General features: G+C 60.9%; 17 protein-coding genes. 14 read left to right on the forward strand and 3 right to left on the reverse strand.

The window, feature by feature from the left end:
• Positions 1-37 precede the first annotated feature (37 nt).
• Positions 38-904: an alpha/beta hydrolase gene (locus HMPREF2682_RS00245; protein WP_049359865.1), complete on the reverse strand. Its 867-nt coding sequence runs from the start codon at positions 902-904 to the stop codon at positions 38-40.
• Positions 905-1129: 225 nt separating this feature from the next.
• On the opposite strand from HMPREF2682_RS00245, the gene HMPREF2682_RS00250 reads away from it, so the two are divergent.
• Both HMPREF2682_RS00250 and HMPREF2682_RS00255 read left to right on the forward strand, forming a co-directional pair.
• Positions 1130-1879, forward strand: coding sequence for a lysophospholipid acyltransferase family protein (locus HMPREF2682_RS00250; protein ID WP_070830445.1), 750 nt, complete (start codon positions 1130-1132; stop codon positions 1877-1879).
• 324 nt (positions 1880-2203) lie between these two features.
• Positions 2204-3568, forward strand: a complete 1365-nt coding sequence (locus HMPREF2682_RS00255) for a class II 3-deoxy-7-phosphoheptulonate synthase (protein ID WP_049350364.1) — start codon at positions 2204-2206, stop codon at positions 3566-3568.
• 149 nt (positions 3569-3717) lie between these two features.
• Here HMPREF2682_RS00255 and HMPREF2682_RS00260 read toward each other — a convergent pair whose 3' ends face one another.
• Positions 3718-5412 carry a serine/threonine protein kinase gene (locus tag HMPREF2682_RS00260; protein ID WP_246827225.1) on the reverse strand — a complete coding sequence of 565 codons (1695 nt, stop codon included), beginning with the start codon at positions 5410-5412 and terminating at the stop codon, positions 3718-3720.
• 249 nt (positions 5413-5661) lie between these two features.
• On the opposite strand from HMPREF2682_RS00260, the gene HMPREF2682_RS00265 reads away from it, so the two are divergent.
• Positions 5662-6030: an Rv2175c family DNA-binding protein gene (locus HMPREF2682_RS00265; RefSeq protein ID WP_049337550.1), complete on the forward strand. Its 369-nt coding sequence runs from the start codon at positions 5662-5664 to the stop codon at positions 6028-6030.
• A 104-nt stretch (positions 6031-6134) separates the two neighbouring features.
• Here the strand turns inward: HMPREF2682_RS00265 and HMPREF2682_RS00270 are convergent, their stop codons facing one another.
• Complete coding sequence (locus HMPREF2682_RS00270) at positions 6135-7367, reverse strand: polyprenyl synthetase family protein (protein WP_070830448.1); 1233 nt, start codon at positions 7365-7367, stop codon at positions 6135-6137.
• Between the two features lie 185 nt (positions 7368-7552).
• Between HMPREF2682_RS00270 and dinB the strand changes: the two genes are divergently transcribed.
• From dinB to HMPREF2682_RS00325, 11 genes are all read left to right on the forward strand, one after another.
• Complete coding sequence (dinB, locus tag HMPREF2682_RS00275) at positions 7553-8950, forward strand: DNA polymerase IV (RefSeq protein WP_070830450.1); 1398 nt, start codon at positions 7553-7555, stop codon at positions 8948-8950.
• Positions 8951-9108: 158 nt separating this feature from the next.
• A complete protein-coding gene (locus tag HMPREF2682_RS00280; protein ID WP_049350360.1) occupies positions 9109-9510 on the forward strand; it encodes a DUF3040 domain-containing protein in 402 nt (133 codons plus the stop codon).
• 529 nt (positions 9511-10039) lie between these two features.
• Positions 10040-10471 carry a division/cell wall cluster transcriptional repressor MraZ gene (gene mraZ / locus HMPREF2682_RS00285; RefSeq protein ID WP_005506565.1) on the forward strand — a complete coding sequence of 144 codons (432 nt, stop codon included), beginning with the start codon at positions 10040-10042 and terminating at the stop codon, positions 10469-10471.
• A 104-nt stretch (positions 10472-10575) separates the two neighbouring features.
• Positions 10576-11640 carry a 16S rRNA (cytosine(1402)-N(4))-methyltransferase RsmH gene (gene rsmH, locus HMPREF2682_RS00290; RefSeq protein WP_070592910.1) on the forward strand — a complete coding sequence of 355 codons (1065 nt, stop codon included), beginning with the start codon at positions 10576-10578 and terminating at the stop codon, positions 11638-11640.
• A gap of 20 nt (positions 11641-11660) precedes the next feature.
• Positions 11661-12659 (forward strand): cell division protein FtsL, encoded by a 999-nt coding sequence (locus HMPREF2682_RS00295; protein ID WP_049345237.1) that lies wholly within the window; start codon positions 11661-11663, stop codon positions 12657-12659.
• Between the two features lie 62 nt (positions 12660-12721).
• Positions 12722-14587: a peptidoglycan D,D-transpeptidase FtsI family protein gene (locus HMPREF2682_RS00300; protein ID WP_070830452.1), complete on the forward strand. Its 1866-nt coding sequence runs from the start codon at positions 12722-12724 to the stop codon at positions 14585-14587.
• Between the two features lie 168 nt (positions 14588-14755).
• Positions 14756-16501, forward strand: coding sequence for a Mur ligase family protein (locus HMPREF2682_RS00305; RefSeq protein WP_070830454.1), 1746 nt, complete (start codon positions 14756-14758; stop codon positions 16499-16501).
• Positions 16494-18113 carry a UDP-N-acetylmuramoyl-tripeptide--D-alanyl-D-alanine ligase gene (gene murF, locus HMPREF2682_RS00310; RefSeq protein WP_070830456.1) on the forward strand — a complete coding sequence of 540 codons (1620 nt, stop codon included), beginning with the start codon at positions 16494-16496 and terminating at the stop codon, positions 18111-18113. The genes HMPREF2682_RS00305 and murF overlap by 8 nt, the downstream gene beginning before the upstream one ends.
• Before the next feature lie 6 nt (positions 18114-18119).
• Complete coding sequence (gene mraY, locus HMPREF2682_RS00315; RefSeq protein ID WP_005507747.1) at positions 18120-19325, forward strand: phospho-N-acetylmuramoyl-pentapeptide-transferase; 1206 nt, start codon at positions 18120-18122, stop codon at positions 19323-19325.
• Positions 19325-20911, forward strand: a complete 1587-nt coding sequence (murD, locus tag HMPREF2682_RS00320; RefSeq protein WP_070830458.1) for a UDP-N-acetylmuramoyl-L-alanine--D-glutamate ligase — start codon at positions 19325-19327, stop codon at positions 20909-20911. Before mraY ends, murD begins: the two co-directional genes overlap by 1 nt.
• A gap of 149 nt (positions 20912-21060) precedes the next feature.
• Positions 21061-23184, forward strand: a complete 2124-nt coding sequence (locus tag HMPREF2682_RS00325; protein WP_070830460.1) for an FtsW/RodA/SpoVE family cell cycle protein — start codon at positions 21061-21063, stop codon at positions 23182-23184.
• The last annotated feature ends 89 nt before the right edge of the window (positions 23185-23273 follow it).

The raw sequence follows: 23273 nt of genomic DNA on the forward strand, positions 1-23273 counted from the left end.
GCATTCGCCGGTGTGCAGCGGGCGGAACTGTCAGAATTTAGTGGTTTAGTGATGCGACAAAAGCTTGAACAGTAGAGAGAAGATACTCGGCGTCGTAGTCGAGCGTTGCCACATGGTAGCTGCGGGTCAGCCACCTAAATTCTACAGGAACTGAACAATGTTCGAGAAAATATTTATGGGAGCTATCCGACACAGTATGATCGCCCAGTGAACGCAAATACAGAACCGGCGACTTCAACTGCGGGATCAGAGCACGAGTCTCAGCACCCAAAAGATGTAGCTGATGCACTGCTGCCGTTGGAACGATAGAATACGCGCCCTCGCTCACACCCGGAACCGCAATATCAGACCCGATCGCCTTGAGCACCGGCAGAACCTTCGACACCTTACCGGCGTGACGCATCATCGGGTTCACATCCACCATGTAGGGGTTGATGAGTACCGTACCCGCCACCGGCAGGCGCGCCGACAGATGGGTCGCCACCGTGCCGCCCATCGACATACCAACGACCACCACACGCAGACCCTGATCGGCTAGGCGACGGTACCCCTGCTCGGCAGAAGCTAGCCACTGCTCATAGGTGCTATCGCGCAAATCTTTCCAATGAGTACCGTGACCGGTCAGCAACGGCATCTCCACCGCATACCCGAGCTCCATAAAATGCTGAGCCAACGGGCGCATGCTATGCGGTGAACCCGTAAAACCGTGCACCAGCAAAATACCCACAGAATGCTGCGCCGGGTCAGGACTAAAAGAAACGGGGGAGTGATCGAACGCTTCCTGGTCGCCCTCGAGGCGACGCGCCAGGGAGTCCTTAACATTTTGGGTTGCTAGAAGCCGGCGCTCGCGAGCCTTGCGGTGCATCCGCTTGAGCGGCTCCAACGAGTTATCAAAAATGCTCATGGTCCTCCTTAGCCAACCTGCGCGAATATGAACGCAGGTGCAGGCTCTATAGCGTACCCCGACCGGCTACCGCGGGCACAGCGCCGATGCTGGTATATCGCCTCCAGCGCACCCAATACACCGGTGCGCAGAAAAATCGTTCTCTTTTCTTTAATTATCGCGCGTTCTCTCGCGCCTCTCCAGACACGCTAGAATTGAGCCGGGAACATTCAGAGAGGAGACCCCATGCCTAACGCCGCCCTCTATTCAACGCTCAAGATTCTTGGCTCCCCCCTGCTGCAGGGACTGTACCACCATGACGTGGTGGGCCTTGAGAATCTGCCCGAGGGTCCCTACATTGTCGCAAGCAACCACCTGGCGTTCTGTGACTCCATTTTCATTCCTCTCGCCATGCCTCGCACCGTGAACTTCCTCGCCAAGAGCGACTACTTCACCACCCCCGGCGTGAAGGGCCGTGCCATGGCGGCGTTCTTCCGCGGCGTCGGCCAGCTTCCCATGGACCGCTCCGGCGGCCAGAAGAGCCAGGAATCCCTCAATGCCGGCGCGCAGGTCCTCAAGGACGGCGGCATCATCGGCATCTATCCCGAAGGCACCCGTAGCCCCGACGGACGCGGCTACCGCCCCAAGGTCGGTGTCGCCCGCCTCGCAGTTGAAGCAGGCGTGCCCGTAGTGCCCGTCGGACAGATCGGTACCGACCTGATTCAGCCCTCCGGCTCGAACCGTATCCGTCTGCGCCATGACGGCAAGCCCATCCAGGTGCGTACCATTATCGGCAAGCCCCTCACCTTCGAGGAATACACCGACGGCTCAGACCTGAGCCACCGCGTTCAGCGTGAAATCGCCGACCGTATTGGCTCCGAGATCCGTGCCCTCAGCGGCCAGGAATACGTGGACGTGTACGCCGACCGCGTCAAGAAGCTCATGGCGGATAAGAACATGAGCGCTGATGAGGCAGTTGCACACCTGCAGCACTAAACCTGCTGCACTAAACATTGAGACAGCACCCCAAACGGGTGCGCACATACGCCAGAGGGCGGGATGCGGTACATGCCGCATCCCGCCCTTTCGTATGCCGTTCTGCAACGGCACTTATCAACCCGCTTATCGCCGCCGCCAGGTGGCGCCATCTAAACATGTGAGATGTACCTGACTGCAGGGTTAGGTGTTGAAGCAAGCAAGAGTACAATTAGGTCTATTCAGCCTGAAGAATCGCAAGCCAGCACGCCGCACACGGCGCGCCGAGCACCCGAAACGGCGGCTGAATCAGAAAACGCACAAGACCATCCCAATGGAGTGAAGATGAGCAATCAAAACCTCAGCACCTCGCAGGCCCCCGACCACGGCCTGGACACCTGGCGTCAGCTGCACATTGACCAGCAGCCTACCTGGAGCGAGCACGAAGATTTTGAGAGCACCATCGCCGAGCTGAACTCGGTACCGCCGCTCGTTTTCGCCGGTGAGGTCGACGCCATGCGCCAGGCACTCGGTGAGGTTGCTGAAGGCCGCGCATTCCTCCTGCAGGGCGGCGACTGTGCAGAAACCTTCGCGGGTGCAACCGCCGACAAGATCTCCGGCCGCGTCAAGACCATCCTGCAGATGTCTGCAGTGCTCACCTACGGCGCCTCCATGCCCGTGGTGAAGATGGGTCGCATGGCGGGTCAGTTCTCCAAGCCGCGCTCCGCAGACATGGAAACCCGCGGCGACATCACCCTGCCCTCCTTCCGCGGCGAGACCGTCAACGGCTTCGACTTCACCCCCGAAGCACGCGTGCACGACCCCAAGCGCATGTTGCGCGGCTACCACACCAGCGCCTCCACCCTGAACCTGGTGCGCGCCTTCACCAAGGGCGGCTTCGCAGACCTGCGCGCCGTACACCAGTGGAACCGCGGCTTCACCTCCAACCCCGCGCATGAGCGCTACGAGAAGACTGCCAGCGAAATTGGTCGCGCCCTCAAGTTCATGGAAGCCTGCGGCGTTAACTTCGAAGCACTCAAGACCACCGACATGTACGTCGGCCACGAAGCCCTGGTAATGGACTACGAGCGTGCCCTCACCCGCATCGACTCGCGCACCCAGCTGCCCTACGACACCTCCGCACACTTCCTGTGGATTGGCGAGCGCACCCGCGGCGTCAACGATGCACACGTGGACTTCCTCTCCAAGGTCCGCAACCCCATCGGCGTGAAGCTGGGCCCGACCACCACCGCAGAGGATGCACTCGCACTGATCGATAAGCTCGACCCGAACCGCGAACCCGGCCGCCTGACCTTCATCACCCGCATGGGCGCAAAGAACATCCGCGAGAAGCTGCCCGCAATCGTTGAGGGCGTGCAGGCTGAAGGCGCGAAGGTCGTCTGGGTCACCGACCCGATGCACGGCAACACCATCTCCGTGCCCTCCGGCTACAAGACCCGCCGCTTCGACGACGTGCTCGACGAGGTTCGCGGCTTCTTCGAGGTGCACGAGGCTCTGGGCACCTTCCCCGGCGGTATCCACGTGGAGATGACCGGCGACGACGTAACCGAATGCCTGGGCGGCTCCGACGCCATCGACGAGGCAGCACTGGCAGACCGCTACGAGTCCCTGTGCGACCCGCGCCTGAACCACTCGCAGTCCCTGGAAATCGCGTTCCTGGTCTCCGAGTACCTCAAGAACCGCGCATAAAACGCTCACGCTTTTCGCCGCGATAGGTGGCGGAGAGTAGCAGACGCGACAATGCCCGGGTCTTCACTCACACTGAGTGAAGACCCGGGCACGTGCGTTTAAGTAGCGCGCGGTACAAACGGGGAAAAGACGCTCAGGAAGGCGCGCTGCTAGAAGGTCAGGAACGCCTCAATATTGCGCCACCACTGAGACTGCACGAGCGAGGTCGCAAGCCACCAGCCGGTAAAGCTCGAACCCATACCCAGCAGAATGAGCGCGAGAGCCCAACCGCCCACCGCCATACCGGAGGGCGGAGTCCTAAACTGCTTAGCGGGCAGGCGAGGATCCTTCTTCGAAGACTGAGCGGAATCATCAGAAATACCCGCAGACTCCTCAGCCTCAGAAGCGCTCGCCGAGCTCTTAGCCTTCGAACGGCGCGAACCCGAGGGGCTCAACGAACGCTCGGCATGAATCGGTGCGTACTCGCCGTGAGCTGAGATAAACTCCTGCTCTGTCTGCGGGCCAATACCAACGGACTGAGTGAGCGGGCCCTTCGCAGCTGCGGCGCGGCGGCCCATGAACGAGCCCAGGCCGCGCTTGCCGGATTTGCCCTTTGCGCCGTCCGGCTCATCCTCAGAGTCGTCAGCATCGGAGGCAGAACTGACCAGCGGCGGAATACCCTGGCGGTTTAGCACCGAGTCCTCAGCGTCAACGTCGGCAAGGTGCACACCCTGACCAGCCGCCGATGCGTCGTACACGAGGCTGTCGGGGGAGTAGACATCGTAGACCAGCAGGTCGCGGGCATCGCTAAACGCGCTAATCGGGGTGTTACGCACCATCTGCGCGGCACCGCTACGCTCCGCAATATCGGCAACAGCCTCCCAGAGGGGAAGCTCCGGCTCCGGGCACGAGGGGGCACGCCAAGCACGCTCGGACTCACCCAGCGACTCAGAAATCTCCAGCAGGGCAGTGAATAGTTCGGTCGCATCCTCGGGACGGGCGTGAGGCTGCTTGCGGGTACACCACGAAATCAGCCCCGCAATATCGCGGTCCGCACCCGGCGCCACATCCGTCAGGGCGGGCATCTCAATGTTGGCGTTGTGGTAGAGCACCTGCTGGTCATTCTCCAAACCCACAAAGGGCAGACGACCCGAAAGCATGCGGTACATCATCACGCCGAGCGCAAAAATATCAGCCTGCGCGCCGACCTTCACCTTCGGATCAAGGACCTCCGGCGCAACGTAGGCGGGGGTGCCCATGGGCGCGCCCGCATCCACCTGATCGTCACGGCGGGACAGACCAAAGTCCGTGAGCTTCACCTGACCGTTAGCGTCGAGAAGAATATTGCCCGGCTTAATATCGCCGTGCAGGTAGCGGTTCGCGTGCACCTCCGAGAGCGCCTCCACCACCGGAATGAGAATATCCAGAGCCTCACCCAGGGACAGGGCATTACGCACACGCAACAGCTGGCTCAGGGTGCAACCGTGCACATACTCCAAGACGATGTACATGACCATCTCGCCCGAAAAATATTCGGTACCCGACGAAATCACACCCACCGTATGCCCGCCGCCGCCCACCTGGCGCATCGAGCGTTCCTCACGGTGGAACTTCTGACGGTTCGCTGCATCCTCAGCCAAAGCGGGGGAGAGAACCTTGAGCGCAACCGGGTTATTCGACCACAGGTCCAGCGCATAATAGACCTCGCTCATGCCGCCGCGGCCAATGAGCGAACCCACCTGGTAATGACCCTCAATAATGGCGCCACTGAGCCACTGCGAAGAACCGATAGCGGTATCCGGGGCAGCGGGGCGAGTGGCGGGAGGAATAGAAGTCTTTGAAGAAGAGGAAGCTTGGGGGTTCACGGGAGAAGTCCGGCGTGGGCTGGGAGTATTCATACGTCTCAACATTTTAGCCCGCCCACCTGGACAGAAGCGATGCCAAAGGGAGCCGGGCAGGTGAACACTCAGCGAATTCTTAAGAAGTGCCGATGGCTCCGCACCCAGCTCAAGAACCGCCGGCAATGCGTAAAAAGGAAAGGTTCGCAGTAGAGCTCCCGCGCCAGATGCGGGTCAAAAGTGGTAAATACGTGCTGGCTCTGGCACTCTTAAAAGGTGACTAACGAAAATATTGCTCAGACCTTCGCCCTCGTCGGCGAGTGGGTAACTATCCCCGAAATTGCGCAGGCCCTCGACCTGAAGGTGACCCGCGTACACAACCTGATTTCTGACGGTACGCTCATCGCGCTGCGCGACCCGGAAACCAACGTGCGCAAGGTACCCGCACTGTTCCTGAACGGTTCGCGAGTTCTCGAATCCCTCAAGGGCACCCTCGCTGTCCTGAAGGACTCCGGCTTCAGCGATGAAGAAGCCATCGTGTGGCTGTACACCAATGATGATTCCCTGCCCGGTCGTCCCATCGACGCACTGATTGACGGTCGTAAGACTGAAATCCGTCGCCGTGCACAGGCACTGGCTTGGTAATCTGGCTTGGTGATATCGGCTCGGCACGATAGCTCAATACGTTGAGGCGGCATACTCCGGTATGCCGCCTCAACGTGTTTAACGTTTATAACTGCGTTGAACTTCTACGCCTTACGACGCAGCGCGCGGCCCACAATATCGGTCAGCGCCGCATGCGCCAGCTCGTCCAGGTTCATCGCCTCCAGCGCCTCAAACACAGCCTGAGACTTCTGCTCAATCAGCTGCTCATGCTTGGCGAAAGCACCCGAAGAAACCATCAGCTCGCGGATGCGCTCCACCTGCTCATCGCTCAGCTCGGAATCACCCAAGCTATTGTGCAAAAGCGCCGCGTCCTTCTCATCGAGAGCAGCGGAGGTGAGCGCCACCAGCACGGTACGCTTGCCCTCACGCAGGTCATCGCCAGCGGGCTTGCCGGTCACCTCGGGCTGGCCGAAGACGCCCAGCTCGTCATCACGTAGCTGGAAGCCCTCACCCAGCGGCAGGCCGAACGCACGGTAACCGGCAAGTACCGGGTGCTGCTCGCTCACGGCATCGGCACCGCTCTCCAGCGCGGCAGCCTGCAGAGCCAGAGCGCCACCAATCGTGAAGGGGTGCTCGCACGAGTACTTGGCGGACTTGAAACGAATCACGTTCAGGGCACGCTGCAGAGCCGCCTGAGCGTCCTCGGTTTCGAGAACCTCGGAGTAGACGTCCAGGTACTGACCCGCCAGAACTTCGGTGCGCATCCGGTCAAAAATGGTACGCGCAGGAGCGCCATAAATCGCTCCCTCACCCAGGGACGCGAAAACCTCGGCAGACCACGCCAGGGTCAGATCGCCGGCAAGAATACCGCCGGTCAGACCGTAGTTGAAAGCATCACCGCGCCAACCATTCTGCTCGTGCGCCGCCTCGAAACGCTTGTGCACGGAGGGAGCGCCGCGGCGGGTATCGGAGCGGTCGATAATGTCGTCGTGAATCAGTGCGGAGGTCTGGAACAGCTCCACCGCCATGCCGGCCTTCACAATAGACCAGGATGCGCGGTTCTCGGTTACAGGTGCGCCGCCCGCACCACGCCAACCCCAGTAGCTCAGCAGGGCACGCAGGCGCTTGCCGCCGGTGGAGAGGGACTCAATAGCCTCAAGTAGAGGTAGAGTTTCGGCAGAAATGCCCTCGAGTAGCTCGCGCTGGCGGGCAAAAAACTCCGCCATGAGGGTGTCAAAAGCGTGCAGGTAGGCTCGCTGTTCTTCAGCAATGCGCTCAGCGAGGTGTACAGAATCCGCCTGGATATTCGGTGCCGCTACGGTGAGGCTCTCGGTCGCCTGGGGAGTGGGTGCTCCGGAAGGAGAAGGGGGAGTCATACTATCCTCGCTGATGGTCGCTGTGTACGGTCCTGATGCGGTGCGGTGTGCACTTCTTCTAGCTTAGTGGAGAAAAGCCCAAGAGAACGCATTTGCGAACACGTTTACGGTAAGTTGCCTCTATTTTTCGTAGAAATGTGCTATATTTTCGGTAGGTAGGCGTAGAAGCTATGAGAGGAGGCGACATGGGGCAGGCACGAACCAGCAAGAACAGCGGCTCAAGGAACGGCCGCGTCATTATGCACCTGGACATGGACGCTTTCTTTGTCAACGTCGAGCTCCTCGAAAACCCCGCTCTGCGTGGCGAACCCATTATCGTGGCGCCGCTGGGACCCCGTTCGGTTGTATGCTCCGCTTCCTACGAGGCGCGCGCCCACGGGGTGCGCTCCGGCATGCCGCTTAGCCGCGCCCGGAACCTCAGCCCCAACGCCACCGTCCTGCCGCTGCGTGGCGACTACCGGCACTACTCCCGTGCCGTCATGGCAATCCTGAACAATCTGAGTCCCTACGTTGAGCAGGTTAGTGTGGATGAAGCCTTCGTGGACCTAACCGGCGCCTATCTGCACGGCCACGATCCCGTCGCCCTGGCGCAGCGCGCTCGCGACCGCATCGCGCAGGAACTCTCCCTGCCCTCCTCCGCGGGGGTTGCGCCCAATAAACTGCTTGCCAAAATGGCGTCCACCGGTAGTAAACCGAACGGGCTGTGGGTCATTCCACCCGAGCGCGTTCAAGAATTTCTTGACCCGAGAAAAGTCTCCGACCTGTGGGGAGTGGGTGCGAAGAGTACCGAGCAGCTCTCCCGATACGGTATTCACACCATCGCCCAGATGAGGTCCATGAGCCTGGACTGGCTCAAAGAACGCTTCGGTACCGCCCAGGGCGAGCACCTCTGGGCCATGGCGCGCGGCATTGACGAACGCCCCGTAATCACCGAACGTGAAGAGAAAAGCATGGGTGGCGAGCACACCTTCGAGACGGATACGACCGATGCCCAGGAGGTGAGCGCTGCTATTCGGGAGCTGAGTCTCAAACTGGGAAAGCGCCTGCGCACCGCCGGGAAACTCGCCGGAGGGCTCAGCCTCAAAATCCGCTACAGCACCTTCGAAACGCACACCCGCGCTATTGCCCTGAACGTGCCCGTAGACTCCGGCATGCAGATTGCTTCCTTGGCATTGGAAGCCTTGCGCGCAGATGAAATCTTGGTAGGGCAAGCGGCGCCCCGCGCCCTGCGACTTATCGGCGTGCGTGCCGAAAAGCTTGCCCGCGCAGAAGACGGGGTGCAACAAACTCTCTTCGACTCCATCGAGAGTGGGGCAAACTCGCGCTCCATACAAACTGGCTCCGCACAACGACGCGGCGGGGGAGCTGGTAATAGTCCGCAGAACGGTACTCGCACAGGGGCTGGTATTTACTCGGGGTCTGGTATTCACTTGGGATCTGGCGCGCGCCTCGTGAAAAGCGGCAGATGGTCCGAGGTGGAGCATGTCATGGACGCCATTCACCGCAAGTACAGCCGCGAAAGCCTCAAGCCAGCCTCCGGAGTTACCGCGCCCGAGAAGAGCATTGACGAAAAGAGGTCATAAAGAGCTTCTGTCCGAAAAAAGAATGCGCCAACCCCACCCCGCGCGGTACCATGGGAAGCATACGACGGGAAGAAGCGCTCACCGCGCCAGCTGATGCACTAGCTAACCCGGCTGATACCGACGTCATCTTGAGCAGAGACACCTCAAAGGAGAAAACGATGGCACTGTCCGAGCGCGAACAGAAGGTTCTGGACCAGCTTGAAGAACTCATGAGCAATGAGGATCCGCACTTTGCCTCCTCCATGTCTTCAACCGGCAATACTGCGCCGGTTTTTAGTGCTCGCCATTTGGCTCTCGGTATTCTCTTCGTTCTCATCGGCCTGGGCATCATTATTGGCGCGGTCGCATCTAACATGATTTGGCTGGGCGTATTCGGCTTCCTCTTCGCGGCCGGTGGCGTGTACTTCGCAACCACCAGCAAGAAGACCCCGGTGGATTCCTTCCTCGGCGGTAAGGCAGAAGGCGCAGCCCGTGTGCGTCAGCGCGAGCAGAAGGATCAGTCTTCCTTCATGAACCGCCTGGAGAACCGCTGGGACGAGCGTAATAACGGCCAGCTCTAAAGCATTTAGGGTGCAGAAGCTTCGCGGCTTAGCTCATAGAGCTGACCCCCGATGCGAACATCTCAAAACTCAAGACTGATTAAGCGGAGGTAAGAATTCTCTTACCTCCGCTTTCTTGTGCCCATTTTCTGCACTCAGTTCCCGGTGCCGGGTGTTGTGCCCCGAACCGTGAACAGACCCGAACGGTGAACAGACCTGAGCCCCCTCGAAGCAGGCAATCTGAGGGTTGCACACTGAGCGGGAATACGCCCGAAGCTGTGTAGAAGCTGTGCGGCAGCGTTAAAAATGCAGAAGAGAGCATAAAAACACTAAAAGATACTCTGCCGGGTGGGGTAGGTGGTGGAAAGTGGGGTAAAGTGGAGGGGAAAGCTGAAAGTCAGTCCTATCGCCGTGCCCTCAAACAGACGGCGGAGGCGTCGGCCCGGCACACCCCGCCACCGGCACCTACAGGATGTGTGGAGCAACCACGCTCCCGCAGGCTTCAGCACAACGGCACACATCAGGGGCACACATCGGGGAGGTGAAGTGAATGTTCTTAGGTACCTACTCACCACGAATGGACGCCAAAGGACGCATCATCCTTCCCGCCAAATTCCGTGAGGAACTCTCAGCAGGCCTCGTTCTGACCCGCGGTCAAGAACGATGCCTGTACGTTTTCCCCGCCGCAGAATTTGAACGCATCCACGAACGGATGCGCACCGCGCCCCTGCCCGGACGAGCCGCCCGAGACTTCCTGCGAGTCTTCCTCTCAGGAGCCTCAGACGAACTGCCCGACAAGCAGGGACGCATCACCATCCCGCCGATACTGCGCCAATACGCAGGACTGACCGACAACCTCGTCGTCATCGGATCCGGTACCCGCGCAGAAATCTGGGATGCAGCCGCCTGGGAGGAATACCTCGCCCGCACCGAAGCTGAATTCGCTGCCCTCGACGAGGACCCGTTCAGCCCGCTACTCTAGTCGGCACCCCGCCGGTGCGATGGCTACCGCCCGGCATCTCTCTACCACTACCGCACCACTCTTCCGTAAGCTTTCCCGCAGGACAAACTCTCACAGGAGCACCCATGAGCGTAGACCACGCCCCCGAAACCGGTACGACCGCATCCGGCGCTGCCGCCAAGGTCACCGGCGCATCCATTGAGAACCTCTCCCAGCGTGAAGCCAGCGAACGCCACGTGCCCGTCATGCTGGACCGCTGCATTAACCTGCTGGCACCCGGCATTGAACGCGCCGTTGAGGAGCGCGGCACCGCCTACGTTATTGATGGCACCCTCGGTATGGGTGGCCACTCCGAGGCGCTGCTCGAACGCTTCGAAAACCTTGTACTCATCGGTATTGACCGCGACCTGCAGGCGCACGCCATTGCCGGCGAACGCCTGGCACGCTTCGGTGACCGCTTCGTACCCGTCCACGCCGTCTACGACGAAATTGACCGCGCCATGGAAACCGCCGGCGTGCAGGGCATCGACGGCATCCTGATGGACCTGGGCGTCTCCTCCATGCAGCTGGACGAACGCACCCGAGGCTTCGCCTACTCCTACGACGCGCCCCTGGACATGCGCATGAACTCCGAAGATGAGCTCACCGCCCGTATTGTTGTCAACGAATACAGCGAAGACCAGCTGCGCCGCATTATCCGCAACTGGGGCGAAGAGAAGTTCGCATCGCGTATCGCCCGCGCCATCTGCACCGCCCGCGCCAACGCGCCCCTGGAAACCACCGGTGAGCTCGTACGCATTATTCAGAAGGCTGTGCCCGTCGCCGCGCAGCGCACCGGCGGCCACCCCGCCAAGCGCACCTTCCAGGCGTTGCGCATCGAAGTGAACCACGAGCTTGAAGCCCTCGAACGCGCCGTACCGGCAGCCCTGGAGGCGCTCAACCTCGGTGGTCGATTCGTCGCCATGAGCTACCACAGCCTCGAAGACAAAATCGTCAAGAGAGCACTGACCGCGGAGGCAACCTCCAAGGCACCCAAGGGCTTCCCGGTAGAGCTTGAAGAACACAAGCCCACCGTCAAATTCATTACCCGCGGCGCCGAACCGCCTACCGACGAGGAAATCGAACAGAACTCCCGCGCCGCCAGCGCCAAGCTGCGCGCCGCCGAGAAGATCCGCATCCCCGCCAAGTAGAAGACAGAAAGCGAAGAAGAGTGAGCACCCAGCACGCATCCCAGCGCCCCACCCGCACCCAGGGCGCCCCGCGGAGTCGACGCGCCGGTTCCTCGCGCCCTGCCGCCGGCACCCCCGGCGCCGTTGGCTCTACCCGCGCATCCTCTACTGGCTCTACCGGCGGCTCTACCGGGGCGAGCCGCACCTCCACCCGAGCCCACTCCGGCCGCACCCGCACCGCGCGTCTGGAGCCGGTCACCGCCTCCCAGCCGGTGGTCCGCCCCGTCAGCACCGCCGCATCTCACGGTGGTAAGCGCACCTCAACGAACGCGAGCCGTGTTCCCTCGAGCGTCCGTGCGGCAGCACGCACCGAAGAAGCACGCGAAACGAAGCCCAAGCAGCGTAACCCGCTGTCCACTGTGCGCCGCCGAGCCCGTAAGCTCAGCCCGCCCACCATGCTCGCTGTTTTTGCGGCAATTCCGCTGACCCTGATTTTTATTCTGCTGCTTAACGTGCTGATTGTGACCCGACAGTACGACATGGTGGATTTGCGCGCGCAGGAACAGCGCCTCGTGCAGGAGAACCAGGCGCTGCAGCAGGAGATTGGTTTCAAGGAAGCCCCGCAGGATTTGGCGATACGCGCCAGTACCCTGGGCATGTTTGTGAGCTCTTCGCAGGCGACCCTGAACCTGCAGTCCTCCACGATTGAGGGCACCCCCGCCCCGGTGGCAAGCCCGACCGGTGCTGAGGGAAACAAGCAGGAGAATCTGATTTCGCCTCCGGCAGCTGGCTCGAACGAAAGCTACGCCAAGAGCATTGTGGACGCGGACAAGTCCGTTCAGCAGCGCCACGGCCAGGCGAGCGCGGCGGCTAAGGCATCTGCAAGCGCCTCGGCGAGCCCTGCTCAGCAAACTAACTCAGCTCAGCAGGCCAACCCCGCACCGGCGAATAGCGCCCCTGCTAGCCCGGCTGCTTCCGCCGCACCGAGCGCCGCTCAGCAGCCCGCAGCTAGCCCCGCGGCAAGCCAGGTTGCACGATAAACAATATTGACCACAGGATGCGTAGCATCACCGATAGACTAGACCAGCGAAAGGACCACCGCATGAGCTCCGACGCGCGTAAGAACGCGAACGAATCGGCATCCGGTCAGCCGGATCTGACCCGCCGTGGCTTCGTCGCAGGCGCCGCAGCCACCTGCGCTCTGGGCGTTATCGGTGCGAACCTGTTTATCCGCCAGGGCTTTGACCCCGGTGCAGTGGCGAATGCGTCCCGTCAGAAGCGTTTGCGCTCCCAGGTGCTGCCTGCTGTGCGCGGTCAGATTCTCGATATCAACGGCAACGTCATGGCGCGTACTGTGCAGCGTTATAACCTGACTGCTGACCAGAGCGCCGTGGCGACCTTCAAACGCTACAACGAGGATCGCACCCAGAAGGTTGAGGTCACCCCCAACCAGCTGGTGTACGAGATGGTCGATATTCTCAAGACCGTTGACCCGGGCATTACCGACGAGTTCATCAAGTCCAAGCTGGACGGCACCTCAAAGTACTCGGTGATCAAAGCAAATATCACCCCGGAAATTTTCAATAAGATTGATGCCCTGGGTGCGCCCTTCATCTACGGTGAGGCGTTCTCTCAGCGCCTGTACCCCAACGGTAGTGTGGGCGGTTCCGTGGTCGGTAAGTACAACATTGTTGAAGAGGCAGACGGCAACGGTACGGGCGGTACGGTGTCCCGTAACTACTCCGTGGGCATTGAGCGTGTCTTTGAGAAGGAGCTTGCCGGTACCCCCGGTGAGCGCACCTACGAGATTAGCGCTGATGGCGTGCGTATCCCCGTAGCGAAGGAAGAGCAGCGCCTGGCGGTGGACGGTAAGAATATTCGCCTAACCATTAACCGTGATGTGCAGTATTTTGCGCAGCAGGTGGTGCGTGCCCGCGCCGAGGAGCTGAAAGCTGAATGGTGTACCGCCATTGTTATGGATGTGCGTGACGGCTCCATTTTGGCTCTTGCTGATTCCTCCACGATGGACCCGGGCGCGGCAACCATTGAGGACGCGGCGGACATGACCCCGCGCGCTATTTCGCAGAGCGTGGAGCCCGGTTCGACCGAGAAGATGCTAACTGCTTCGGCGCTGATTGAGCAGGGCCTGACGACTCCGACTAGTGTGTATGATGTGCCCGCGACCCTCACGATTGACGGCCAGACTTTCAAGGATGCGTTTGAGCACGGGGCGCAGCGGCGTACTTTCTCGGGCATTATTCATGACTCGATGAACACCGGTACGGTGCTGGTCGGTCAGAAGCTCAGCAAGGAAGAGCGCTACAACTGGTTGAAGAAGTACGGCGTCGGCGAGTTTACCGGCATTGAGCTGACCGGTGAGGAGCAGGGTATAATCGCTGATTGGCGTGATTGGGATGGCCGTCAGCAGTACACTGTGCTGTTCGGTCAGGGTGTTGCGCAGACTCCGCTGCAGACCGCCATGATTTTCCAGGCGCTGGGCAATAAGGGCGTTCGTCTGAAGCCGCGCATTGTGGACGCGATCATTGACGCCGACGGTACCGAACATAAGCGTGCCGTAGAGCCTGGCGAACGCATGGTGAGCGAGCAGACTGCCGCCTCCTGCCTGACTCTCATGGAGAATGTGGTGGAGCAGGGCCACGCCCGTCCGGCGAAGGTGACCGGCTACCGCGTGGGCGGTAAGACCGGTACTGCGGAAACCCCGAGTGAGAAGGGCGGCTATGACGGCAACACGACGTCCTTTGTTGGTGTGGCGCCGATTGAGAACCCGCAGTTCTTGGTGGCGGTGACCATGCAGCGTCCTGAGGGTAGCGTGGGTACGAACGGTACGACGGCTGAGTTCTCCAAGATTATGGAGAAGACTCTGCACACCTATAATGTGCCGCGTTCTACCGGTGAACCGGAGTTGATTCCGCTTTTTGCTGAGGATAGCCCCAATAAGACGAGCTAAAGGTGAGCGGGGGAGAGGCGCCCGGTAGCTGATTCGTGATGAAGAAGCGCCGGTACTGAACACCTGTCGAAGCCTAAAGACCGTAGAATATTGAATGACCCTGTGTGCCTTGAGCGCATTGACCATACAGAGCTCACCGCTTCGGACAGCGGAGAGGAAAGAAGGACGATGGATACCGCATCTCACGCACCCGGCCAGAACCTGCTGGGCGGCGACGCTCAGACTCTGCGCCCGAATTCTGTGCGCCCGGTGAGTTTGGCGCACCTTCGCGAACATCTGCAGGGCTTGGGTGCTCAGGTGAGTTCCCAGCCGGCTAGCGGCGTTCAGGGTTCTGAATCCGGTGATTCTGTTGAGGTCACCGGTATCAGCATGGACTCCCGAGGCGTTCGCCCGCAGGACCTGTACGTGGCTCTGCCCGGTGCGAAGGTGCACGGTGCGCAGTTTGCTGAGGCTGCGTTGAAGCTTGGTGCTTCCGCTATTTTGACGGATGCTGCCGGTGCGCAGCTGCTGGGTGAGGCGCCGGTGCCTGTCCTGGTGGCTGAGAACCTGCGCGAGTATGTCGGTCCGTTGGCTGCGCTGATTTATGGTTCGGCTTCGTTCCCCGCCACCCACCGTTACGCGGTGACCGGTACGAACGGTAAGACCACCTCCACCTACATGCTGGAGTCGGTGTTCCGCACCGGCCTGGGTGTGAAGACCGGTCTGATTGGCACTATTCAGATTCTGATTGATGGTGTGTCGGTTCCTTCGAAGATGACCACCCCGGAGTCTCCTCACGTGCATTCTCTGCTGACGATTATGGGTCAGCATCAGGTGCGTTGCGCGGCGATGGAGGTGTCTTCGCATGCGATTGATTACCACCGTGTGGACGGCGTGAAGTACGCGGTTGCTGGCTTCACGAACCTGACCCAAGACCACCTGGACCTGCACGGCACCATGGAGCATTACTTTGAGTCGAAGGCTCAGCTGTTCACTCCTGAGCGTGCTGAGCTTGCGGTGATTACTGCTGATGACGAGTGGGGCGAGAAGATGTTCTCCGCTGCTTGCGAGCAGATGGGTGCGCAGCAGGTTCACCGTCTGGTGACTGCTCGCGGTGCCGGTCTGGCTGAGGTGCCCGCAGAGTTTGGTGCCCGCGACTGGGCTGTGGTGAAGGTTCAGCGTGAGGGTCTGGGCCACCGATTCCACGTGGCTAATGGCGCCGGTGAGAGCGTTGAATGCTACACCGGTCTGCCCGCTGACTTTAACGTTTCGAATGCTGCGCTGGCGGCTCTCATGGCGTACCTGGACACTGACTCCGCTGAGCGTGAGCGTCTGCTGCCTGAGCTGGCGTCCAGTTCGGCTCTGACCCCGGTGGTGCCGGGTCGTATGCAGCTGATTTCTTTGGCTCCGCACGCGATTGTGGACTTTGCCCACAACCCTGACGGCCTGACCCGTGCCCTGGAGGCGATGGATCGCCCCGGCGACGGCAAGGTCATGATTGTTTTCGGTGCGACCGGCGAGCGTGACCAGCTCAAGCGCCCGATTATGGGTGCGATTGCGGCACAGTACGCAGATATCGTCATTGTGACTGATGACGATCCGCACGGTGAGGCGCCCGAGCCGATTCGTGCCGCCGTTGAGGAGGGCGCGCAGAAGGCTGAGAACCGCCGAGCCACCCAGATCCTGAATATTTCTCCGCGTGCCGCCGCTATTGATGCGGCAATTGCCCTGGCGGGCGAGCATGACGCCATCCTGATTGCTGGCCGCGGCCACGAAACCGAACAGGATGTTGACGGCGTGGATATCGCCCTGGACGACCGCGTTGAAACCGCCCGTGCCCTGCGTGCGCACGGTTTCGAGATTCTGCCTGACTACCAGCGCATGCTCGATGAAAGTGACTCTAAGACCGCTGAAGGTATGGTGAAGAATGATTAAGCTCAGCGCCGCCCAGATTATTGAGGCAACCGGCGGCACCGCTATCGGCCTGGAGGGCCGTGAGGAGCAGGTGTTCGCAGACTTCGCCACCACCGACTCCCGCGAGGTGCAGACCGGCACCCTGTTCGTGGCGAAGCCCGGTGCGGTCACTGACGGTCACAGGTTCATCCCCATGGCGTTTGAGCGGGGCGCGACCCTGGCGCTGGTCGAGCGTGAAGTACTCGACGAGCAGGGCGTGCCCTACCCGAGCATTCAGGTGCCCGATGTGGTGCTGGCGATGGGCGATTTGGCGCGCTATTCCATTGAGCAGATGCGCGCTCAGGGTGAGCTGACCGTTATCGGTATTACCGGTTCTGCCGGTAAGACCACCACCAAGGACCTTCTTGCCGCCATTTTCACCCCGGAGGGCCCGACCGTTGCACCGGTCGGCTCCTACAACAGTGAGGTGGGCGTGCCCCTGACCGTTTTCCGTGCGGATGAGTCCACCCGCTACCTGGTCATTGAGATGGGTGCCGACCGTGTGGGCAACATCGAGTACCTGGCGAATATTGCGCACCCTGATCACGGCGCAATCCTGAAGGTTGGTACCGCGCACGCTGGCGAGTTCGGCGGCGTGGACAATATTGAGCGCACCAAGGGCGAGCTGGCTGAGGGCGTTCAGCCGACCGGCTCCCTGGCTCTGAACGCTGACGATGAGCGCGTGCTACGCATGGCGTCGCGTTCGGTTGCCCCCATTACTTACTTCGGCGTGGGCGAGAAGACCGACGCGAACGGTCAGCCCTACGAGCGTTACGTGGCGGCACTGAATCTGCGCACCACCGATGCCGGTTGCCCCGAGTTCACCCTGCGCCTGCCCGACGGTAGCGAGTACGAGATTTCCTCGCAGCTGATCGGTGAGCACCACGTGCACAACCTGCTGGCTGCGGCGACTGTCGCCTACAACAGCGGTATTTCGGGTGAGAAGATTGCTCGCGCGCTCAACAAGGCGGCGGCGGCTTCGAAGTGGCGTATGGCGCGCACCGACCGCGCTGACGGCGTGACCGTCATTAACGACGCCTACAACGCGAACCCCGAGTCGATGGCTGCGGCACTGCGCACCCTGGCGCAGCTGGGCCGCACCGTTGACCCTGCAACCGGTCAGCCGCACCGCACCTGGGCTGTTCTGGGTGCCATGCTGGAGCTCGGTGACGCCTCCGTGGAGGAGCACGACCGCATCGGTCGCCTCGTGGTGCGCATGAACATTTCCAAGCTGATTGCTGTGGGCGACGAGACGAAGCCCATCTACAATGCTGCTCATCTGGAAGGCTCCTGGGGTAATGAGGCGACCTGGGTGAAGACCCCGGAAGAGGCAGAGCAGATTCTGCGTGCCGAGGTTCGCCCCGGCGACATTGTGCTTTTCAAGTCCTCGAACGGCGCGAAGCTGGGCATTCTGGGTGACCAGGTTGCTTTCGCCGAGTACACCTTCGGCGCTGAGGAAGAGCAGGCACCGACCTGGCTTTCTGCCGGTGACTTTGTTGAAACCACCGATTTGAGCGACCACCTTGCCGCTCACCTGGACGGTACCGCTAATGGCGACCGTACTTCGACCGAACAGACCACGAACGAAGGGTAGCGCTTTATGATTACCGTGCTGATTGCTGGAATCTTCGGATTCCTCATCTCCCTCACCGCGCTGCCGGTGTTCATCAAGAAGATGAAGTCTCTGAAGCTTGGCCAGCTCATCCGTGAGGAAGGCCCGGCAGCCCACCAGCATAAGGCGGGCACCCCCACCATGGCGGGTCTGATTTTCATCCCCGCGGCGATTCTCGCCTACTTCTTGACCCTGGCGGTGAGCGCACTGCTCTTCGGAACCGCGCCGGTACCGACCGCTACCGCGTGGCTGACCATCGCCTTCACCCTGGGCATGCTCGGTGTGGGCGCGGCGGACGACATCATGAAGTTCCGTAATAAGGGCAACGAGGGCCTGACCGAGAAGCAGAAGACCATTGGTCTTCTGGGCGTGACCCTGCCCTTTGCGTACCTGGCGTTCCAGTTCCCGAATGAGTCGGGTGCTCGTCCGGCGTCGACCGCCATCTCTTTCGTACGTGACCTGCCCATTGACCTGTTCGCGGCGGGCGCGGTCTTCGGCTCCATCCTGCTGGTTGGTTGGATTACCCTCATCTCCCTGTCCGGTACGAACGCAGTGAACTTCACCGATGGTCTGGATGGCCTGGCTGGCGGCATCATGATGACCATCTTCTCCGGCTACCTGACCATCAGCATCTGGCAGTACGTACACGCCTGCTCCGCTGGCGCTGGCACCGCCTGCTACGATGTGCGCGACCCCGGTTCGCTGGCGCTGATTGCCGCATCCCTGGTGGGTTCGCTGGCTGGCTTCCTCTGGTGGAACGTGTCGAAGGCACAGATCTTCATGGGCGACTCCGGTTCCCTGGCGCTCGGTGGCGCAATGGTTGCTTTCGCGCTGTTCACCCGCACCGAGCTGCTTCTGCTGGTCATCGCTCTGATTCCCGTGCTGGAAGTGTTCTCTGTGATTGTGCAGAAGTTCGTGTTCAAGACCAGCCGTAAGCGTTCGGTGGCAGCGGGGGAGAAGCCCCTGCATGCGCACCGTTACTTCCGTATGACTCCCTTCCACCATCACATGGAGAAGGTCGGCGTCAACGGCAAGTACTCAATTGATAAGCGAGGCATTGCCCCCGGTACCGTCAGCAGCGGCGAAGTAAACTCTGTGTTCCGCCTCTGGGTTGTTAACGCCCTCTGCGTGCTCGTCGCCCTGGCGCTGTTCTTCGGTGACTGGTTCTCGCAGACTTCTGGAGTGATTCACTAATGTCAACTAATGAACAGCCGGATACAGCTCGCATTGAAGCGAACGCTGCCGCTATTGCGGTGAACCCGGTGTATGAGAACGAGCGCCTCGCGGAGCTGACTCACTGGGGCGCCCCCTGGGCTAACCTGCGCGTGGTCGTGGTGGGCATGGGTACCAGCGGAGACGCTGTGACCGATGTGCTCGCTCAGCTGGGTGCGAAGATTGTTGTCATCGACGGGGCAGATACCCCGGAGAAGCGTGAGCGCATCGAGATTTACAAGAACGCCTACGGTAATGTTGAGGGCCTGTTCGGTCCCGAGCACATGCGTGCACTGCCCCTGGTAGACGGTCAGGAACCCGAGCTTGTGGTGACCTCTCCGGGTGTGCGTCCCGACCACCCGGTCATGCTGGACGCGTATGAGCGTCGCATCCAGATTTGGGGCGATGTGGAGCTGGCGTGGCGCTTGAACGAGCGCAGCGACCGCCCGACCCCCAAGTGGCTGTGTCTGACCGGTACGAACGGTAAGACCACCACCGTGGGTATGGTCGACTCGATCCTGAAGGCTGCCGGTAAGAAGGCTATTCAGGTGGGTAACGTGGGCATGCCCATCGTGTACGCCATTGCCGACGATGAGCCCTACGAGTTCTTCGCGGTGGAGCTGTCGAGCTTCCAGCTGCACTGGACCTACTCGCTGTCCCCGTACGCTTCGGTGGTTCTGAACATCGCTGAGGACCACGTGGACTGGCACGGTTCGTTCGAGCGTTACAAGGCTGATAAGGCGCGCGTGTACGAGCACACTCAGGTCGCCTGCATCTTCAACACCGACCACGTGGACACCCTACGCATGGTTGAGAACGCGGACGTCATTGAGGGCGCTCGCGCGATTGGTTTCAGCTCCACTGAGATGCCCGCCGTGTCGATGCTCGGCCTGGCTGAGGACATTCTGGTGGACCGCGCCTTCTTGAAGAACCGCTACAACGAGGCGTACGAGCTGGCGGTTCTGGAGGATCTGGCTCCGGCACCCGGTAAGATGCCCGCGAAGCACACCGTGGAGAACGCTCTGGCGGCTGCGGCTCTGTGCCGTGCGGCTGATATTGACCCGAAGGCTGTGGGCGCTGGCCTGCGTTCCTTCAAGACCGGTGCGCACCGCAACCAGCTGGTGGGTTACGCGAACGACATCATGTGGGTGAACGATTCGAAGGCTACGAATCCTCACGCCGCGAATGCGTCGATGAGTGGTTACCCCTCGCTGGTGTGGATTGCTGGTGGCCTGTCGAAGGGCGTTGAGTACGATGAGCTGATTGCTGCTCACGCTAAGCGTCTGAAGGCTGTGCTGATTATCGGTACTGATACTGCGGCGTTGAAGTCGGCGTTGGCTAACCACGCCCCGGAGGTGCCGACCTACAATATGACCGCCGCAGTGGCTGATTCTTCGGACGGCATCGCCGTGATGAACGCGGCCGTTGCGAAGGCTGCTGAGCTGGCGCATCCGGGTGATACCGTGCTGATGGCTCCCGCGTCTGCGTCGATGGACCAGTTCAAGAATTATGCGGTGCGCGGTGATGCGTTTGCGAACGCTGTTGCCGCCCAGCTGGCTGACTCTTAGGACGTTGCCTGCAGGGGGCGCCTCGGGTGACCGGGGTGCTTTCTGCGGGTTCTTCTCGGGGGTGGGATGGTAACGGTGTCCCACCCCTGAACCTTTTTCGTGTATTCGCCACGACGGATCCGTGGCAGTTGAGGCCTATAGGAGGGCATGTGAGTACCAGCGCATCTTCGGAGCGTTCGGCTTCTTCGGCGCGTTCGACCGCGGGCGGTCGTTGGGCGTCTTTGCGAGCCGGTTTGGAGGATTTCTCTGCGCCGTTCCGTGCTCGTGCCGGTAGGCTGTACCGTCGTGGTTTGAAGGCTGACCTGTGGGATGTGCCGGTGATGCTGCTGGTGACGACCCTTGGTTTGGCTATTTTTGGCTGCATTATGGTGCTGTCGGCTTCGAGCGTCACGATGATTTCGCAGGGTCAGTCGCCGTTCTCGCAGGTTTCGTCTCAGATCATGTTCTTGGTCGTGGGCGTTCTCGCGATGGTGGGTATTACACGTATCCCGGTGGGTGTGTATCACAAGAAGTTTGTGGTGTACGCGATGCTGGCCACCGCGCTGGTCATGCAGCTTGCTGTGGTGGTCGTTGGCGTTGAGGTGAACGGTAACCGTAACTGGTTGAAGCTCCCCGGAGTCGGACAGATTCAGCCGTCGGAGTTTTCGAAGCTGGCGATTATTATGTGGCTGGCGTGGGTGTACAGCCGCCACGGCGATATTTCTCGCAGTATTTGGCGTACGCTGTTCCCCTCGATTTATGGTGTGGGCGCCCTGGTCCTGCTGATTATGCTCGGTGGTGACATGGGTACCGCTATGGTGTATGGCTTCATTTTTGTGGGCATGATGTGGCTGGCGGGTGCTTCTCGTAGCTCGTTGCTGAAGATTGGCGGCGCGTTTGCGGTGCTGGCGCTGGTGGGTGTGCTCAGTAGCGCGAACCGTGTGGCTCGTATTTTCGGTATTTGGGGTTCGTGTACGAACGCTAACTGTGACCAGGCGAATTCTGGTGAGGTGGCGTTGGCGACCGGTGGTTTCTTGGGCGTTGGCCTGGGTCAGTCGCGTCAGAAGTACAACTACCTGGCTGAGGCGCATAACGACTATATTTTCGCCATTATTGGTGAGGAGCTGGGTCTGCTGGGTACGCTGGCGGTTCTGCTGCTGTATGTGGGCCTAGTGTATTGCGCGGTGCGTATTATGCTGCGCACTACTGATCCGCTGGTGCGTCTGGCGACGGGCGGCATCATGATTTGGTTGACCTCTCAGGCGATTATCAATATGGGCATGGTGTCCCGTCTTTTGCCGGTGATTGGTGTGCCTCTGCCGTTTGTTTCGTACGGTGGTTCGTCGCTGTTGTCGTCGTTGTTTGCGGCGGGTTTGTTGTTGGCGTTTGCACGGCAGACTCCGTTGCGTGGTGCGACGGAACCGTCAAATATTGAGACCCAGAGTGTGCGTGAGGTTCGTCGTGCGAATGCTGATTGGCAGCGTCGTACGCCGTTGCAGATTGTTCTGAATCAGGAGGAGGCTGCTCGTGAGGCTGCCGGTGGTCACCTGTTGAAGGAGCAAAACCCGTTCGCGCTGATGTTTGGTCCGGAGAGTACTTTGCGCCGCTGGTTGGGTTTTGCCCCGGATCAGCAACGCGAGCTGGCTCGTATGGCTCGTGAACAGCAGAAGGAGCAGGAACGCCAGGCTCGGGAGCAGGTTCGTCGTGAGGAGGAACAGGCTCGCCGTGAGGCGGCTCAGGCTCGTGAAGAGGCTCGTCGTGCTCGCGAGGAGGCGCGTCTGGCTCGTGAAGAAGCTGCCCGCGTGAAGGCGGAGCAGAAGGCCGCACCGAAGAAGGCATCTCAGCAGAAGAGCGCTCCGAAGGGGCAGTCTCAGAAGCCTGTGTCTTCGGCTGGTGCTCCCGCGAAGAAGCCTGCTTCGAAGCCCGCAGGTCAGAATTCCGCTGCACCGAAGCAAGCTGTACAGCAGCGCGCCGCGCAGCCGCGTAATGCTCAGCAGCCTGCTACCCAGAAGCGCGCCGCACAGTCTCAATCTGCACAGTCTCGTTCTGCACAGCCTCGTACCGCGCAGCACCGTCCGTCGGGTTCGTTGCCCGCGGGTCTGCAGCCGCTGCATCCGGAGGACCGTCAGCGTCGCGCCCAGCGACAGGGTACTCAGCGTCAGGCAGCGCCGCGACAGAGTACTCAGGTAAAGGGCGCTCAGACAAAGACCGCCCAGAAGAACGGCGCTCAGCAGCGTCCGGCTCAGGGCGCGGCTCGGAACTCGGCTCAGCGCGGCACCCGTAAGCAGGGCTAAACCCAGCGGAACCCACCCCGTGTAGCTGGCATCGTGAGAGCCGGCGTTCGGGGGAGCGGGGCTGTGGGTTGCGCTTCCGCCGGTGATGA

Origin of the sequence: Rothia sp. HMSC061D12 (genome assembly GCF_001836735.1) — a bacterium.
Taxonomy (GTDB): Bacteria; Actinomycetota; Actinomycetes; order Actinomycetales; family Micrococcaceae; genus Rothia.